The sequence below is a fragment of the Paenarthrobacter sp. GQ52 genome (assembly GCF_059759005.1).
Genome location: NZ_JCAXEJ010000004.1, coordinates 1 through 16,072, shown reverse-complemented (window position 1 = coordinate 16,072; position 16,072 = coordinate 1). Strand labels below are relative to the sequence as shown.

The following is a 16,072-nucleotide window of genomic DNA, read 5'->3' as shown; positions in this document are numbered from 1 at the left end:
TGAGGCTTCGTGCGGCCATGACCCGTGGGGAATGTCGATCTGAAAAGCGGAAAAATCCGGGAACGTGACCCTATGGTCCATTGTCCGCATCCCCTTCAGCTGTTCAGGACGGCGTCGCCGCCGCCGGTGACGACGTCCTCGAGCAGCACGGTCTGATCTATGACCGGAAGCCCCACAACGTGCCCGAAACTGAACATGTTCTTCGGATCAAGCTCCGCTTTGGCCTTCCTCAGCCGTTCGCGGACTGTCGGGCCCCAGGCCCGCTCCCGGTCCTCAGCGTCAACAAAGTGGCCGTGCAGGTTCACGAAGGTCCCGCCATTGGAGGCGTCGCGCAGGTCCTCACGAACGGCGTCGAACACTACCGGAAGCAGCTCCGCCAGCGGCGGGACCGCCATGCCTGCCATGAAGAAGCTGAACGCGGCGTCGCGGGCGCCAACGGTGTCCTCGCCTTCGGCGCTCTTGGCCAAGGCGCCGCCGAGCAGCCGCAGCTCAGCCATCAACACGGGACTTTCGACGCCGGGGCCGAAGTGCCGCAGGATGGCCTCTTTTGCTCCGCTGTCCAAACGGTCCAACAGGAAGCCCCGCTCGCGCACGGGCACGGGCTGGTCCGGGTCCTGATGGATCATGTCGAACTGTGTGGCATCCAATGGACCGGTCCCGTCCATCATGAAAGGCGCACTCTGGCGCATCGGCTCCAGCAGCCGCGAGGCCACCGCCGCGTCACCCTGATAGGCGTAACGAAGATGAACGACGAACTTACCGCGCAGCGGCTCGGGAACGATGTCCATGTCCGGCAACCGCAGGAAAGCCAACGACGCCGATGCCTCCTGGGGGAGCGAGGTCACCCAATCGCTGAACTGCTCGAGGATCGCAGCGGCATGCTCGCCGTCGTAGTACAGCCCGCCGGCAAAGAGGTCCGACCCCGGGAAGAGGTGGAATTCCATGGCAGTGACGATGCCCAGGTTCCCCTTGCCGCCCCGGAGGAGGTAGAACAGCTCCGAGTTCTCGTCCTTGGTCACCCGGCGCTGCGTGCCGTCGGCGGTGACGAGCTCGAAAGCAATCACGTGGTCTGAAGCGAAGCCGTATTTGCGCCCCAGGATGGGCAGGCCGCCGCCCAAGGTGTAGCCCACCACTCCGACGTCGGTGGTGGAACCGCAGAGCCCCATCAAGCCGAAGGTCGCGGCGAGATCCACCACGGCCTTCCAGCGGACGCCCGCACCGACGCGGGCCGTCTTCTCGATGGGATCAATGCTGAGTTCCAGCATTCGTCGGGTGCTGATGAGCAGGCCACCTTCAATGGCGTTGGTGGCACCATGTCCGGTGGATTGGACGGCGACGGGCATTCCCCGCTCTGCCGCCCAACGAATAGCCGTGGAAACGTCCTCTGCGTCGAGGGCGCCGAAGGCCAGATCAGGTTGGTGTTGTGCAGAGAGGTTGAAGGCCGCTACTTCGGGAGCAAAGCCCGGATCGGCAGGCGTGAACACGGGACCGCGCACGCTGAGTTGGAGTTCTGAAACATCTGAAAAGGACGCGTGGGACTGCATGATCTTCTCTCAATTGACCGATGTGGTGGAAGCTTCCCCAGCAAGCCTAGCCCAGTTTATCCATCAACTGGATATAAGAGAAGAGCTAATAAATCACTCATAATCGGGCAGGGTTGATCGACCCGCCGTGTGGGCGCGGTATCAGTGGCGCGAGAGTGCTATCCGATGGCGCTAGAGCTGCTTGATCATGCGGGTGTTGCCCAGAGTATTGGGCTTCACTCGGGCAAGATCCAGGAACTCCGCCACGCCTTCGTCATGCGAGCGCAGCAGCTCGGAGTACACCTGAGGATCCACGGCAGACTGGTCCGCCATGACTTCGAACCCGTGGCGCTTGAAGAAGTCCACCTCAAAAGTCAGGCAGAACACGCGGCTCACGCCAAGGGCCCGGGCTTCCTCCAGCAGGTTCTCCACCAAGACGTGACCCACACCCCGCCCACGCCAGGAGTCAGCCGCGGCGAGGGTGCGGATCTCCGCAAGGTCCTCCCACATCACATGGAGGGCCCCACAGCCAACGACTTCACCCTCATCAGACTCGGCGATCCGGAATTCCTGAAGGCTCTCGTAGTACGCCACTGTCTCCTTGGCCATGAGAATCCGTTCCTCGGCCAGGGGCGCCACAAGCCTCTTGATGGCCGCCACATCGCTGGTGCGGGCAGGGCGAAGGCTGAAGGTCGAATTCACTCCCCCATCCTAGCTACGGGCAGCCGGGCACGCGTTTTATGGCTTGCGCTCTGCCGCTTACCAACACTTATTCACCTAAGTGTTGGTAAGATGACCGAATGCCAACACCTGCGGAGGCACGCATCCCGATCACTCCGGTTTCATTCGAGACCCTCGACTGGAAGCCGCAAGCGCCTGAGATGTTCTCACGCGCAGAGGTGGTGCGTCAGACGGGCCCCTATGAAGCGGCCGCCACCGCGTCTATTGCCGGCTGGACTCCCAGCATCTCCGGTGAAATTTTTGCCGACGTTGAGGATGCAACACGGCAGCTCGTCGATTTCGACAAGCATGCGCAGCAGACACTTGGCACCAACAACCCCGCACTCGGACCAATGACGGCAATCCTGCTGCGCACGGAGTCGGCCTCCAGCTCGCAGATCGAGCAGTTGACGACGTCGGCGAAGCATCTCGCCCTCGCTGAGATCAATGAGGGCGATAAAGCGAACGCTCTCACTGTCCTCGGCAACGTCCATGCGATGGAGGCGGCCCTCCAACTGGCCGACGACATCACTGAAGCGACCATCTTTTCCATGCACGAGGCGCTGATGATCCATCAGCGCGGCTTCGATCCACTCGACGCCGGCCGCTTTCGCGAGGAAGCTGTGTGGATCGGCCGCGGAGAAGCTGGCCCGCGATTGGCCGACTTTGTAGCCCCACACCATGACCGGATCCGCGGTGCCATCAAAGACCTGATTGGATTCGTCGACCGTCAAGACCTACCCGTGCTCGTTCAGGTCGCGGTCAGCCACGCACAGTTCGAAACGATCCATCCGTTCCCTGACGGCAATGGCAGGACCGGCCGAGCACTGGCACAGTCGATCCTCCGCAACAAAGGTCTGGTCGGCTCAACTGCGGTGCCGCTCTCGGCGGGCCTCCTCGTCCACACAGAGCGCTACTTCGAGGCACTGGGGTCCTTCCGCGCCGGCGACGCCGGGCCAATAGTCCGCGAGTTCGCCCAGGCAAGCCGGGTCGCCGCGACTACAGGGTCGGGGCTCGTGGACAACCTTGTCGAACAGCTTGAGGAATCCCATGCGAAAATGACGGGCCTCCGGTCAGACGCCGCGGCGTGGAAGGTGCTGCCCACACTAATCGGGCAGCCCGCAGTGAACTCGAAGTACCTTATGAGCAAGCTCGGCCTCGGCGAGATGGCAGCGCAGCGCGCGCTCGACGCTCTCACTGACCGCGGTGTGCTCGTCGAAACGTCCGGCCGCGGCCGAAATCGCGTGTGGCAGCATCCCGGAGTCTTCGAGGTCCTCGACGGTTATGCCGCCCAGATCCGGCGGATGTCAGAGCGCTGATCAGATCCTCCAGCCACCCCGTTAGACCCCCAGCTCCTCCGGCAAGGCAACCTCCTCGCCCAGCACCTGCTTTGCCAGGAAGTGTTCCACTACGCCGTACCAAACCTTCGCGTGCTGCGGCTGGAGGACCCAGTGGTTCTCGTCCGGGAAGTACAGGAAGCGGTGCGGGCTCTGGCCGTTGTCGTCGGCGGGCAGCTGCGATGAGGACAGGAGTTCATACCAGAGGCGCAGCCCTTCGCCGATGGGCACGCGGTAGTCCTTGTCTCCGTGGATGACGAGCATGGGCGTCTTGATGTTGCCCACGTTCAGATGCGGCGAGTTTTCCATCGCCATTTCCACGGTCATTTCCTTGAGCCAGTACTGCGCCGCGTCGGTGGTGGGGCCGAACTGGTCCAGTGCCCAGAGGCTTGCGTGGGTGACGATCGCCTTGAAGCGGTCAGTTTGCCCGGCAACCCAGTTGGCCATATAGCCGCCGAAGGATCCACCCATGGCCGCGGTCCGCGATTCGTCGATGTCCGGCCGGGCAACCACTGCGTCCGTGATGGCCATGAGGTCGGCGAAGGGCTTCTTTCCCCATTCACCCCAACCGCGCTGGATGAATTCCTGCCCGTACCCAGTGGAGAGGGCAGGATCAGGCAGGAGAACGGCGTAGCCCTTGGCCACGAGCAACCACGGGTTCCAGCGCCACGTCCAGGCATTCCAGGAGTTCAGCGGTCCTCCGTGGATCCACAGCAGGAGCGGTGCCGGATTGCCCGCAGAGGCACCTTCCGGGAGCGCCAAGTACGCCGGTACGCGCGAGCCATCTTCGGCCGTCGTTTCCACGCGTTCAAGGCGACCCCTGTAGAGGGGTCGCTCCGCCGGCGCCTGCAACCGGACCACTTCGCCGGTGGCGAGGTTGATCCGTACGGCTTCTGCGGGGAATTCGTACGAGCTTCGAAGCGCGTACGCCGTGGTCCCGTCCGGAGAAACCACGACGTCGGAATAGGCGGCAGCATCCGGCGTCACCCGGGTGACAGCACCGTCCGCGACGTCGATCCGGAAAAGCGGCCCCGCGCCGTCGTCGTCCGCTGTTGCCAGAACCGCAGTGCCGTCCGGGAGCCATGCGAGGGGCGTCGCCCAACGGTCCCACTGGTGGGCGAGTGGCTCAAGATCCGTGGTCTCGCCGCCGCTGACGTCCACCAGGTGCAATTTCACGTGGGGAGCCTGGGTGGGCGTCGTGTCGCTCTCGCTCTGGACCACCAGGGTCCGATTGTCAGGACTGACCGGCCCGGGGAAGTAGCTCATGCCTTCGTGGTCGAGCAGCACCTTGACGGTCCCGGTGGCGACGTCGACGGCGGCGAGCACCTCACGACTGTCAGCCTTCGCCAGCGCCTTGGTCATGCTGGTGTAGATGGTCTTGCCGTCCGGACTCACCACTGTTTTGGCTTCGCGCAGCGAACTCCCGACGCCGACGGTCAGGTTCCGGAGTTGGAGTGGCGCTGACGCATCCACTGTGGAGGGCTTGCCGGGCTCTTCTTCCGCACCTTGCTCCACGGCGAACAGCCGCGGCTCGGCCGGGCCAAGGTCGGCGTCCCAGTAGCGGACCGGGTAGCCGCTGTGCAGGATGGCCGAGACCTTGTTGTCCTTGCGTGCCTTACGGCGTTCCTCGTCGTTCGCTTCGTCGGCGGATCCGGCCAGGACCTCGGCGTTCACGAAGGTGGCGTCCGCATCTTTGGCGGCCATCACTGAAGCGATGCCGCCTGCACGTGAGTGCACCACTCGGGCCTCTCCCCCGTCGGCGGGCAGCAGCCACAGTGCATTGACGGGGTCGGCGTCAGGGCTCTCCGGATCAGGGCGCGCCGAGGTGAAGTAGAGGTCGCCGTTGGCAGCAAAGACCGCACCTGCTTCGCCCTTGGAGCTGCGGGTAATGCGGCGGGCGTGGTTCCGGCCGCTGGGGTCGAGTTCCCAGAGTGCGGTGGCGAACTCAGTTCCCTTGGCATTCAGTGTTGTGACAGTGGTGACCAGTCGCTTGCCATCCGGGCTGAGGGTGAGGCCGCCAACCCGCGGGATGGCGAGGTAATGGTCGATGTCGTGAAACGGGGTTTCGGGCTGCCCGCCCTGGGTGTCAGCAGAGTCCATGTTCCGATTCAACACGGATTGTGCCCCAGATCACAGAGTGGTTCACTCACAGTGAAACAGTACTTTCACATATTCACCCAAGTAAGTCGCAGCAGAGCGCGTTTTGAGTGCTCAAAACGCGCTCTGCTGCTACTTGGATGGCAGGTTTCGCAGGGCTTCGACCACTGGCCCGGTTCCATCTTCAGTCGCGATGGCGGCCGACACTTCCGCTGCCCTCTTCGCGTACGACGGCGTGCTGACAGCTTCCGTAATGGCGTCACCAAGGCGCTCCGGAGTCAGCATCTTGTAGGGAATCGGCCGGGGACCCGCCCCGAGCGACGCGATCCGTGAAGCCCAGAGCGGCTGATCCGTGTACACCGGAATCCCCACGGCCGGCACGCCGGCCCGGAAGCCGGCCGCCGTCGTTCCCGCTCCGGCATGGTGAACCACTGCCGCCATCCGCGGGAACAGCCATTCATGCGGAATGCTACCGACGGCGATCGCATCGTCGCCCAGCGCGCCCTCGACGCCCTGCACAACAGCCCGCACTCCAGCCCGGCGGGTGGCCTCAAGAATGAATGCCGGATCAATTTGGGCGCTGCTTCCAAAGCCAACAAAAACGGGCGGGGTACCGTCGGCAAGGAAGTCCAGGAGGTCCCTTGGCGGTTGCCAGTCCGACTTCATTGCCGGCCACCAATATCCGGCCATAACCAGGCCCGGGTGCCAATCAGCAGGCCTTGGCAGGACCGAGGGACTGATGCCGTGAAGAATAGTGGCATTCGCTTTACGACGGCGGCGCTCACCGGCCGCGCGGCTCTGCTTGCCCAACCCCAGCTCCTTGCGAAGACGCGCACTGGGGGCATCGTAAGGCGCCGGGCCTGCCGCTGCGCGCTGGCCAATGATCTTGTTTCCCCACGCACCAAGGCTTCGGGCCGAATTCATGATCACAGGTGGATACGCCACGCTGGGTTCCGTGGGCTGCAAATGTGCGCCGAGGGCCGGAATGCCCATGGCTTCCGCGATGTCGTATGCATAGGGCGCCACCGAATTGGCCAGGATCACGTCGGCGCCGGCCTCGGCCGCTGCCAGGGTGCCCGTTGCGGCGTTGTCCATATAGTCGGTGAGCTTCCGCCAAAAGGTGAGCACGCTTCCGGAGGAAGCCTTGGCACCGGGCGCTGGCTGCGTGATCAACTCGATCAGATCCCCAGGCAACGGCTTGAACTCGCAACCCGACTCAACAACAAGAGCTGCGTAGGCGGGGTTGGCCGCAATCGCCACCTCGTAGCCCAAGCTCTGCAGGCTGCTACCCAGCCCGGCCATGGGCGCGACGTCCCCGCGCGTCCCCGGAGTCACCATTAGTATCCGCATGCCACCACTACTTCCCGCTGCCGTCTTTCGTATGAATAAAGCCCTTTAGAAGCCACCATAAGGGCTTTATCTGTACAGAACTTCCTGGCCGGACAAAGCAAAAGCCCCGCCCGCTCCTTGTGGGAGCGGACGGGGCTAAGTGCTGTAGAGCCCTATGCGGTCGGAGCGATCTCCGGGATACGCGGCTTGGCGTTTCCTTCGAACGTGAACTTGGCGTCGTCACCTTCGCCGTCAACGTCCACCACAACGATGTCGCCGGAGTGGAGCTCGCCGAACAGGATCTTCTCGGACAGCTGGTCCTCGATCTCGCGCTGGATGGTGCGGCGCAACGGCCGGGCACCCATGGCGGGATCGTAACCACGCGTGGCCAGGAGAACCTTGGCAGCGGGGGTGAGCTCGATGCCCATGTCCTTGTCCTTGAGGCGGCGCTCCAGACGGGTTACGAACAGGTCCACGATCTCGATGATTTCGTCCTGTGTCAGCTGCGGGAACACCACGACGTCGTCAACACGGTTGAGGAACTCGGGGCGGAAGTGCTGCTTGAGCTCTTCCGTGACCCGGGCACGCATCCGGTTGTAGCCGGTCTGGGTGTCCGTTCCGGACTGGAAGCCCGTTGCCACGCTCTTGGAGATATCGCGGGTACCAAGGTTGGTGGTCATGATGATCACAGTGTTCTTGAAGTCCACCACTCGGCCCTGGGAGTCGGTCAGTCGACCGTCTTCCAGGATCTGCAGCAGCGAGTTGAAGAGGTCCGCGTGGGCCTTCTCCACTTCATCGAACAGGACCACGGAGAACGGACGCCGGCGGACCTTCTCGGTCAGCTGGCCGCCTTCTTCGTAGCCGACGTAGCCCGGAGGTGCACCGAAGAGACGCGAAACCGTGTGCTTCTCGGAGTACTCGGACATGTCCAGCGTGATGAGGGCGTCCTCTTCACCGAACAGGAACTCGGCAAGAGCCTTGGCGAGCTCGGTCTTGCCCACGCCGGTGGGGCCGGCGAAGATGAACGAGCCACCGGGGCGCTTGGGATCCTTCAGGCCTGCACGGGTACGGCGGATGGCCTGCGACAAGGCCTTGATGGCCTCGTTCTGACCGACGACCCGCTTGTGCAGTTCGTCTTCCATCTTGAGCAGGCGCGAGGACTCTTCCTCGGTGAGCTTGAAGACCGGGATGCCCGTGGAGTTCGCGAGAACTTCAGCGATCAGGTCCTCGTCAACCTCGGAGATATCGTCCATGCCGCCGGACTTCCAGGTGCGTTCCTTCTCTGCCCGTTCGGCAATGAGCTTCTGCTCCTTGTCGCGCAGCGAGGCGGCACCCTCAAAGTCCTGGGCGTCGATGGCGGATTCCTTCTCCATCTTCACGTCGGCGATGCGCTCGTCCATGGCCTTGAGCTCCGGCGGAGCGGTCATGCGACGGATGCGCAGGCGGGCGCCGGCTTCATCGATGAGGTCGATCGCCTTGTCCGGCAGGAAGCGGTCCGAGATGTAGCGTTCGGCCAGCTGCGCAGCTGAGGCGAGGGCGCCGTCGGTAATCGTCACGCGGTGGTGTGCCTCGTAACGGTCACGCAGGCCCTTGAGGATCTCGATCGCGTGAGCGACAGAAGGTTCCTTGACCTGGATCGGCTGGAAGCGACGCTCAAGAGCAGCGTCCTTCTCAATGTGCTTGCGGTATTCATCCAGCGTGGTCGCACCAATGGTCTGGAGTTCACCACGGGCCAGCATCGGCTTCAGGATGGACGCAGCATCGATGGCACCTTCGGCAGCACCTGCACCAACGAGGGTGTGGATCTCGTCGATGAAGAGGATGATGTCGCCGCGGGTGCGGATCTCCTTGAGGACCTTCTTCAAGCGCTCTTCGAAGTCACCGCGGTAGCGGGAACCGGCAACCAGGGAACCGAGGTCAAGCGTGTACAGCTGCTTGTCCTTGATGGTCTCGGGGACGTCGCCGCGGACGATCGCCTGGGCGAGACCTTCGACGACGGCAGTCTTACCGACGCCGGGCTCACCGATCAGGACCGGGTTGTTCTTTGTACGGCGGGAGAGGACCTGCATGACGCGTTCCATCTCCTGCTCGCGGCCGATCACAGGATCGAGCTTGTTTTCGCGGGCAGCCTGGGTCAGGTTGCGTCCGAACTGGTCAAGCACCACCGAACCGGCAGGAGTACCTTCCGGCTGGCCCTGGCCCGAGCCGCTGCCTGCGGTCTCCTTGCCCTGGTAGCCGGAGAGCAGCTGGATGACCTGCTGGCGGACCCGGTTAAGGTCCGCACCAAGCTTGACCAGCACCTGGGCGGCTACGCCTTCGCCTTCGCGAATGAGGCCGAGCAGGATGTGCTCAGTCCCGATGTAGTTGTGGCCGAGCTGCAGTGCCTCCCGAAGGGAAAGCTCAAGCACCTTCTTGGCGCGCGGAGTGAAGGGGATGTGACCGGACGGGGCCTGCTGGCCCTGGCCAATGATCTCCTGCACCTGTTCGCGAACGCCATCGAGCGAAATGCTCAGGGACTCGAGCGCCTTGGCAGCAACGCCTTCACCCTCGTGGATCAGACCCAAGAGGATGTGCTCGGTACCGATGTAATTGTGGTTAAGCATCCGTGCCTCTTCTTGGGCAAGGACGACCACGCGACGGGCACGGTCCGTAAATCTCTCAAACATTTCGCCACACTCCTAGCTACGACGTACTTTGATGCTACGTGCCGGAGCAACACTTTTGGAGCGTGTTCGCCACAGGGGAAACATGACGCCGCTGTGGAATAAATCCGGTTCCAGCCCTTGACCGCTGCTACCCCTCGGTGGCACCCTCCCGCCTTGGCTGAGTGGACTGAACGCCGGCCGCCCGTGAACATTTTGCGGCATGTTGTTCCACCGCTTTCCCGGAGGGCATTAGTGCCTGTAATCGGACCTTCCCCACACAGGCGGTTCACAGAATATTCCAAGCCCCACTGCACAGCCACCACAAACTGGCCGGTTAAACACCAATGCCCCGGCAGTGACTGCCGGGGCATTGAATCGGTGAATCAGGAATTTGCCTTTTGGTACGCTTCCTGAATTTCAGCCTGAATACGTCCGCGGCTGTTGACCGTGTAACCGTTGTCACGGGCCCATTGGCGGATTTGCGCGGAATCCTGGTTACGTGCGGCTGTAGCACGGCCCCGGGTTGCCCGGCCGGAAGAAGTCTTCCTTGCCTTAGCAACGTAGGGCTCCAATGCCTTGCGCAGCGAAGCTGCGTTGGCAGTGGACAGGTCCATCTCGTAGCTCACGCCATCGAGGCCAAAGCGGACAGTTTCGTCCGCTGCCCCTTCATCCAGGTCATCGACGAGGATGATTTTTACTTTCTGTGCCATGAGTTGCCTCTCATTTGGAGGGTTGGATAATCAGAAATTCCCCGGATTCCTTTGATGATTATCGTTCACGGCAAGCACCCGCGTCAAAGCGTTATTGGATTCTCTTCGGTGGGCGGAACCCAATTGGAAGGCTATTTAGCTGCGGGGCCCTCGGATGCAGGTCCCGAATTTTTCAAATTCGCTTCGGCTTGTGCCTTGGCTTCGGCTTGCCGTTCTGATTTGTCCGCATTGAAGATCGACTTCATGGCAAACCAGAAGATCAATCCCACCACAATGGACGGGGCCAGGACTGCGATGTACTCCATGATCAGTGACCTTCAGGCTTCAGCAATGGGAAAAGGATGGTTTCGCGGATACCGGCACCAGTGAACAGCATCACCAGACGATCAATGCCCAGCCCGATGCCACCCATGGGCGGGGCGCCGTATTCAAGGGCGCGGAGGAAGTCTTCGTCCAGCTGCATGGCTTCCTCATCACCGGCAGCAGAGCGGCGGGACTGCTCTGTAAGGCGCTCACGCTGGATTACGGGGTCAATGAGCTCGGAGAACGCCGTACCGCGCTCCATTCCCCCGATGATCAGGTCCCAGGCCTCAATGAGACGGCCGTCTTCGCGGTGCGGGCGGGCCAGCGGTTGCGCGGATGGCGGGTAGTCGTAGACAAATGTGGGGTTCAGCAAGGTGGGTTCCACAATCTCGCCGAACAGCTCAACTACGATCTTTTCGGCGTCCCACTTGGGGTCCACCTTGACCTCGTGCTTGGCAGCAATTGCCAGCAACTCATCCACTGTGGTGTCGGGAGTAATTTCAATTCCCACCGCTTCAGAAATACCCGGGTATACCGAAATCCAAGCCCATTCGCCGTCGAGGTTTATTTCGCCGGCCTCCGTCTGAATCGTGCGGGTACCTACGACGTCGGCCACATTCAGGATGATTTCCTTCATGCGTTCGGCCATGACGAACTGGTCCGCCCATGCCTCGTAGCACTCAAGCGTGGTGAATTCGGGGCTGTGCGTGGAGTCCACGCCTTCGTTGCGGAACACGCGACCCATGTCGTACACGCGGTCAATGCCACCAACAACGGCGCGCTTGAGGAACAGCTCTGTGGCGATGCGCAAGGTCATCTTCTGGTCGAACGCGTTCATGTGCGTCTCGAACGGGCGGGCTGTAGCACCGCCGTGGACCAGCTGCAGGATGGGGGTTTCCACCTCCACATAGCCGTGGCGGTCAAGGGTGTCGCGGACCGAACGGGTGATGGCAGCGCGCTTGTAAACCATTTCGCGGGCTTCGTCGCGGACCATGAGGTCCACGTAGCGCTGCCGAACGCGGGTTTCCTCGTTCAGTTCGGCGTGCAGGACCGGCAGCGGACGGAGTGCCTTGGACGCCATGGACCAAGAGTCAGCCATGACGGACAGCTCGCCGCGGCGGGATGAGATGACCTCGCCCTTGATGAAAACATGGTCGCCAAGGTCAACCAGTGCCTTCCAGTCGGCCAGCGCTTCCTCGCCGACATTCGCCAGGCTCAGCATCGCCTGAAGGCGAACGCCCTTGCCGTCCACGCCGCCCTCCTGGAGGGTTGCGAAGCACAGCTTGCCGGTGTTGCGGACGAACACGACACGGCCGGTGACGCCCACAGTATCGCCGGTAGTCTCATCGGCTTCCAGGTGCGCGTACTTTTCGCGGATTTCGCTCAGGGAATGGGTCCGTTCAACACCCACCGGATAGGCCTCGGTGCCACGCTCGATCAGCTTGGCGCGCTTCTCCATACGGATGCGCATTTGCTCGCTGGCGTCGATGGGCTCTGCGGAGGTGTTCAGGGCGGGGGTGTTTGCGGAAGTCACAGTCCTTAAGTTTACCGGTGATTGCGGGCCTTTACTTCCGGGCATCAAGATCAGGGAAACGCATAGACTCGGGCTGTGGAAACGTGGACGGTTGAAACAAACGACGGCGGCGGGCAGCTTGAGGTGCATACCTTCCGGCCGGCGTCGGGTGCCTCGTTCCCGGGTTCGAAGGCACCCGCTGAACCAGCCGGCGTCGTGCTTGTTCATGGCACCTTGGTGACCGATTCCTTGTATTGGCCTTTCGCCCGGACGTTGAGCGTCATGCTGGGGCGCCCTGTTCACAGCTACAACCGCCGTGGTCGCGGACAATCCGCACCGCAACCGCCCGGCTATTCCGTCGACACAGAGATCGCGGACCTTCAAGCGGTCATGGAAACGAGCGGCTCCACTGATGTTGTGGCACACAGTTATGGCGGGTTCGTGGCGTTGCAGGCCGCCCGGCGCGGCGGAATCAACCGTTTGGTCACCTACGACGCGGCAGTGTCCCTGTCCGGCAACCTCAGCGGCCGGTGGCGGCCCGAACTGGAGGAGGCAGTGACTGCAGGCCAGCTCGACCATGCCTGGGCCCACTTGGTGCAGGGGCTGGGAACCGCGGGGCCGATTTCCTACCTGCCCATGGGCGCGCTCCGTGCGCTGAGCGTCCTCTCCGCCCGAACGCGGCTGGGACTGGAGATGCGCTCCCTCCTACCCACTGCGGTCACGGAAATGCGGGCCGTCCTCGATGCCGACGCCCACCTTCACGACTTCATGAAACTCTCCACCCCCACGCTCATGCTCAGCGGTGGCTGGAGTCCGTCGTACTTCGCGGAGACCGGTCGGATCCTGGCCGGGGCAGTGCCCTCCATTGACTTCGCAGTTGTGCCTCTGCAGTTCCATGAAGGCCCGCTCCGGCCCGGGAAGCGCCTCGCGTCGCGCATCGCGCGTTTCCTCTCCGGGAAGCACCTGGAGGAAGAACCCGCCAGTGCCACCTAGGATGTTTCGGTGAAGGAACGGGACATCAGAACGCACGACGGCGGCAAGCTCGCCTTGTATAGCTACGGCACGGAAGACGCACCCGGCGAACGCCGCGTAGTGCTCATCGGAGGTGCATTCCTCACCGCACTGATCTACCGCCCCTTCTCCGTTGCCCTGTCAAAGGGCCTGGGCGATGGCTGGGCCGTGGACGTGTACGATCGCCGGGGCCGGGGAAAGTCAACCGAGCAACCCCACAACTACTCCATGGCTACGGAAATCGCCGACGTCCGCACCATCATGGACGCCACGGGTGCCCGCAACATCATGGGCCACAGTTTGGGTGGCGCCGTAGCCCTCAACGCAGCCCAGGCCTTCGCAGGCACACACCACCAACCGGACAAGCTCGCGGTGTACGACGCGGCAGTGAACATTGACGGCAGCATGGACACGGGCTGGCTGGACGGATTCGCGGAGTCCGTCAATCAGGGACATGTTGGACGGGCGATGGCCCGGATGAAGCGTGGCATGCATCCCGGAACCGCCCTCGCCAGGGTCCCGGAGCCGGTATTGGCCGGACTCATGGCAGTGGTCTCGGGGACTAAGGTCAACAGGCTCTTCCGGGAGCTCATGCCGTCGGGTGTCGGTGAACTCAAAGCAGCCTTCGACGCCGCCGATACGCCGCAGGATTTCTCGGTCCTACCTCCCAACACGCACTTCATGGTGGGCAAGAAGAGTCCCCGGTTCTACAAGGTCACCGCAGCCCGCCTGAACCGGGCCGTCCCTGGCAGCACGTTGGAGGTCTCCCCGAAGGGCTTCCACGGCTCCGTCCCGGCGGCGGTCAACGAACTCGTCTCCGACATCACGGACTACTTTAAGCGCTGACTTGTCCATATACGCGCCGGCATGCTGCCCGCATTCAGGTGGCTCGGTTAGGCTCGAGTCATGACGCGCGACATCATCATGACCCACGACGGCGGACACCTCGAAGTACTCACCACGGGCGGTGAGCTGGCAGCGGCAGGCTCCGGCGTCGTCGTCGTTCCTGCCTCCATGGTGACAGCCACCGACTACACGCGTTTCGCCCAGAAACTCAGCGAGGCCCTTGGCCGCCCCATTCACACTTTCAACCGGCGTGGCCGCGGTGATTCCTCCCCGCAGTCCGAGGATTACACGCTCGAAGCCGACATTCGGGACCTCGAAGCTGTTATGAAGCACACGTCCAGCACCGACGTGTTCGGGCACAGTTTCGGCGGCGCCGTCGCACTGCACGCGGCCCGGACGCTGCCGGTCGAGCGCCTCGCGGTTTACGATCCCGCGGTCTCGGTCAACCACAGCGTCAAGGCCGACTGGACACCGGACTACGAACGCGCGACGGCGGCGGGAGACTATGATCGCGCCCTCGCCGTCCTCATCAAGGGAGTGGAGACCGGCGGCGCCTTCGCGCGAATGCCACTGTCCATGCTGACCTTGGCCAACAAGCTGGCAGCCGGGACACCATTGGGCAAGCAGATGCGCGAACTGATGACCTGCGGCGTCCGCGAAATTAAGGCAGTCATCGCCGCGGACATGCCTGCCGAGCCTTTCCTTGAACTGCCCCTGGAGACCCTGATCGTAGTGGGCGAAAAGAGTCCAGCATACTTCGGAGTCGCGTGCGGCCAGATCCACGACGTCCTGTCCGGATCCAGCTACACCATCCTCCCCGGGTTCGGGCATGACGGTCCCAACAAGGCGCCGGACAAGCTCATCTCGGAGTTGTCCGAGTTCTTCTCGGGCTAGGCCCCAGGCAGCACAACTAGCCGAAGTTGTGTTGACGCCCAGGAAGGCGTCTTTGCAGATATTTGACGCCCCCTTTAGGCTGTAAATCATAAGCCCCCTTACCTTTTGAGGGGCGGGTGCTGTGTCCGGTTCAGTTTCCCGGCACCACCCTTTCGTGTTCCAGACCTCGGCAACAGGAGGACCATCATGACTGATCAGTACACGTTCCGAAACCCGGTCACCGCCTACGAACAGATTTCACCGCCCAAACAACACCAGCCCGAGCCGGGCCTCGATGCTGAACTGACGCCCAAGGCGGACCTGGGTGAAGAGAGCTATCGGGGGACAGGACGGCTGGAAGGCCGCAAGGCGATCGTCACCGGAGCGGACTCGGGAATCGGCGCGGCCACGGCCATCGCCTTTGCCCGGGAAGGCGCAGACGTTGTCCTTTCATACCTGCCCGAAGAGGAAGAAGACGCAGCAAGAATTGCCGGCATCATCGAAGCAGCGGGCCGCAAGGCCGTAAAAGTGCCCGGAGACCTCAAGGACTCCGCCACATGCCAGGAAGTGGTGGATACCGCTATTGCAGTCCTCGGCGGAGTGGACATCCTGGTCAACAACGCCGGCAAACAGGTAGCTCAGGAAGACCTGGCCGAGATCACCGACGAACAGTTCGACCACACGCAGAAGACCAACGTGTACGCCATGTTCTGGCTGACGAAGGCTGCCCTTCCGCATCTCCCCGCTGGCTCGACCATCATCAACACCACGTCCATTCAGGCGTACAACCCGTCGCCTACTCTCGTGGACTATGCCACCACCAAGGCCAGCATCAACAACTTCACCAAGGGACTCGCGCAGCAGCTCGCGCCCAAGGGCATCCGGGTCAATGCCGTGGCACCCGGCCCCATTTGGACTCCCCTGCAAGTCAGCAGCGGCCAGCCCAAGGAAGCGCTACCGGAGTTCGGGCAATCCACTCCCCTGGGCCGCGCCGGCCAGCCCGCAGAATTGGCTCCCGCGTATGTGTTTCTTGCCTCACCGGAGTCCAGCTACGTGATCGGGGAAACGCTGAACGTCAACGGTGGCAGCCCCACTCCGTAGTTTGTTCCGTTGCCGCCGTCAGCGTGCGGTGTGGGTTTTGTTGTTAAATGCGGGAGACCCCCCA

13 protein-coding genes are annotated in these 16,072 nt (G+C 62.8%); 5 read left to right on the top strand and 8 right to left on the bottom strand.

Features of this window, described 5'->3' with window-relative positions; translation table 11 throughout:
* Positions 1 to 95: 95 nt before the first annotated feature.
* Positions 96 to 1,544 carry an FAD-binding oxidoreductase gene (locus AC6CH8_RS07080; protein ID WP_498189594.1) on the bottom strand — a complete coding sequence of 483 codons (1,449 nt, stop codon included), beginning with the start codon at positions 1,542 to 1,544 and terminating at the stop codon, positions 96 to 98.
* Positions 1,545 to 1,715: 171 nt separating this feature from the next.
* The gene (locus AC6CH8_RS07075) at positions 1,716 to 2,225 is read right to left on the bottom strand and encodes an amino-acid N-acetyltransferase (protein ID WP_498189592.1); all 510 of its coding nucleotides are present in this window, start codon (positions 2,223 to 2,225) and stop codon (positions 1,716 to 1,718) included.
* A 98-nt stretch (positions 2,226 to 2,323) separates the two neighbouring features.
* On the opposite strand from AC6CH8_RS07075, the gene AC6CH8_RS07070 reads away from it, so the two are divergent.
* A complete protein-coding gene (locus tag AC6CH8_RS07070) occupies positions 2,324 to 3,562 on the top strand; it encodes a Fic family protein (RefSeq protein WP_498189590.1) in 1,239 nt (412 codons plus the stop codon).
* 21 nt (positions 3,563 to 3,583) lie between these two features.
* Here AC6CH8_RS07070 and AC6CH8_RS07065 read toward each other — a convergent pair whose 3' ends face one another.
* The 6 genes from AC6CH8_RS07065 to lysS all read right to left on the bottom strand — a co-directional run bounded on the left by AC6CH8_RS07065 (position 3,584) and on the right by lysS (position 12,198).
* A complete protein-coding gene (locus tag AC6CH8_RS07065; protein WP_498189588.1) occupies positions 3,584 to 5,680 on the bottom strand; it encodes a S9 family peptidase in 2,097 nt (698 codons plus the stop codon).
* A gap of 129 nt (positions 5,681 to 5,809) precedes the next feature.
* A complete protein-coding gene (locus AC6CH8_RS07060) occupies positions 5,810 to 7,027 on the bottom strand; it encodes a glycosyltransferase (RefSeq protein WP_498189586.1) in 1,218 nt (405 codons plus the stop codon).
* A gap of 152 nt (positions 7,028 to 7,179) precedes the next feature.
* Entirely contained in the window at positions 7,180 to 9,672 is a 2,493-nt protein-coding gene (locus AC6CH8_RS07055) for an ATP-dependent Clp protease ATP-binding subunit (protein ID WP_017196999.1), read from the bottom strand.
* 362 nt (positions 9,673 to 10,034) lie between these two features.
* Positions 10,035 to 10,361 carry a histone-like nucleoid-structuring protein Lsr2 gene (locus AC6CH8_RS07050; protein WP_014920382.1) on the bottom strand — a complete coding sequence of 109 codons (327 nt, stop codon included), beginning with the start codon at positions 10,359 to 10,361 and terminating at the stop codon, positions 10,035 to 10,037.
* A 131-nt stretch (positions 10,362 to 10,492) separates the two neighbouring features.
* Entirely contained in the window at positions 10,493 to 10,666 is a 174-nt protein-coding gene (locus AC6CH8_RS07045) for a hypothetical protein (protein WP_011772935.1), read from the bottom strand.
* 2 nt (positions 10,667 to 10,668) lie between these two features.
* Positions 10,669 to 12,198: a lysine--tRNA ligase gene (lysS, locus tag AC6CH8_RS07040; protein ID WP_498189583.1), complete on the bottom strand. Its 1,530-nt coding sequence runs from the start codon at positions 12,196 to 12,198 to the stop codon at positions 10,669 to 10,671.
* A gap of 75 nt (positions 12,199 to 12,273) precedes the next feature.
* Between lysS and AC6CH8_RS07035 the strand changes: the two genes are divergently transcribed.
* The 4 genes from AC6CH8_RS07035 (at position 12,274) to AC6CH8_RS07020 (ending at position 16,008) form a co-directional block, all read left to right on the top strand.
* Entirely contained in the window at positions 12,274 to 13,170 is an 897-nt protein-coding gene (locus AC6CH8_RS07035) for an alpha/beta fold hydrolase (protein WP_498189581.1), read from the top strand.
* A gap of 9 nt (positions 13,171 to 13,179) precedes the next feature.
* Entirely contained in the window at positions 13,180 to 14,034 is an 855-nt protein-coding gene (locus tag AC6CH8_RS07030; RefSeq protein ID WP_498189579.1) for an alpha/beta fold hydrolase, read from the top strand.
* A gap of 60 nt (positions 14,035 to 14,094) precedes the next feature.
* The gene (locus tag AC6CH8_RS07025) at positions 14,095 to 14,928 is read left to right on the top strand and encodes an alpha/beta fold hydrolase (protein WP_420179633.1); all 834 of its coding nucleotides are present in this window, start codon (positions 14,095 to 14,097) and stop codon (positions 14,926 to 14,928) included.
* Positions 14,929 to 15,114: 186 nt separating this feature from the next.
* On the top strand, positions 15,115 to 16,008 hold the full coding sequence (locus tag AC6CH8_RS07020; RefSeq protein ID WP_178994066.1) for a glucose 1-dehydrogenase: 894 nt from the start codon (positions 15,115 to 15,117) through the stop codon (positions 16,006 to 16,008).
* Positions 16,009 to 16,072 lie beyond the last annotated feature (64 nt).

What these genes read in the sequence shown, in the direction of transcription:
- AC6CH8_RS07025 (WP_420179633.1), top strand. Translation starts at nt 14,095, where the DNA reads ATGACGCGCGACATCATCATGACCCACGACGGCGGACACCTCGAAGTA.
- AC6CH8_RS07055 (WP_017196999.1), bottom strand. Translation starts at nt 9,672, where the DNA reads ATGTTTGAGAGATTTACGGACCGTGCCCGTCGCGTGGTCGTCCTTGCC.
- AC6CH8_RS07060 (WP_498189586.1), bottom strand. Translation starts at nt 7,027, where the DNA reads ATGCGGATACTAATGGTGACTCCGGGGACGCGCGGGGACGTCGCGCCC.
- AC6CH8_RS07045 (WP_011772935.1), bottom strand. Translation starts at nt 10,666, where the DNA reads ATGGAGTACATCGCAGTCCTGGCCCCGTCCATTGTGGTGGGATTGATC.
- AC6CH8_RS07065 (WP_498189588.1), bottom strand. Translation starts at nt 5,680, where the DNA reads ATGGACTCTGCTGACACCCAGGGCGGGCAGCCCGAAACCCCGTTTCAC.
- AC6CH8_RS07070 (WP_498189590.1), top strand. Translation starts at nt 2,324, where the DNA reads ATGCCAACACCTGCGGAGGCACGCATCCCGATCACTCCGGTTTCATTC.
- AC6CH8_RS07080 (WP_498189594.1), bottom strand. Translation starts at nt 1,544, where the DNA reads ATGCAGTCCCACGCGTCCTTTTCAGATGTTTCAGAACTCCAACTCAGC.
- AC6CH8_RS07020 (WP_178994066.1), top strand. Translation starts at nt 15,115, where the DNA reads ATGACTGATCAGTACACGTTCCGAAACCCGGTCACCGCCTACGAACAG.
- AC6CH8_RS07050 (WP_014920382.1), bottom strand. Translation starts at nt 10,361, where the DNA reads ATGGCACAGAAAGTAAAAATCATCCTCGTCGATGACCTGGATGAAGGG.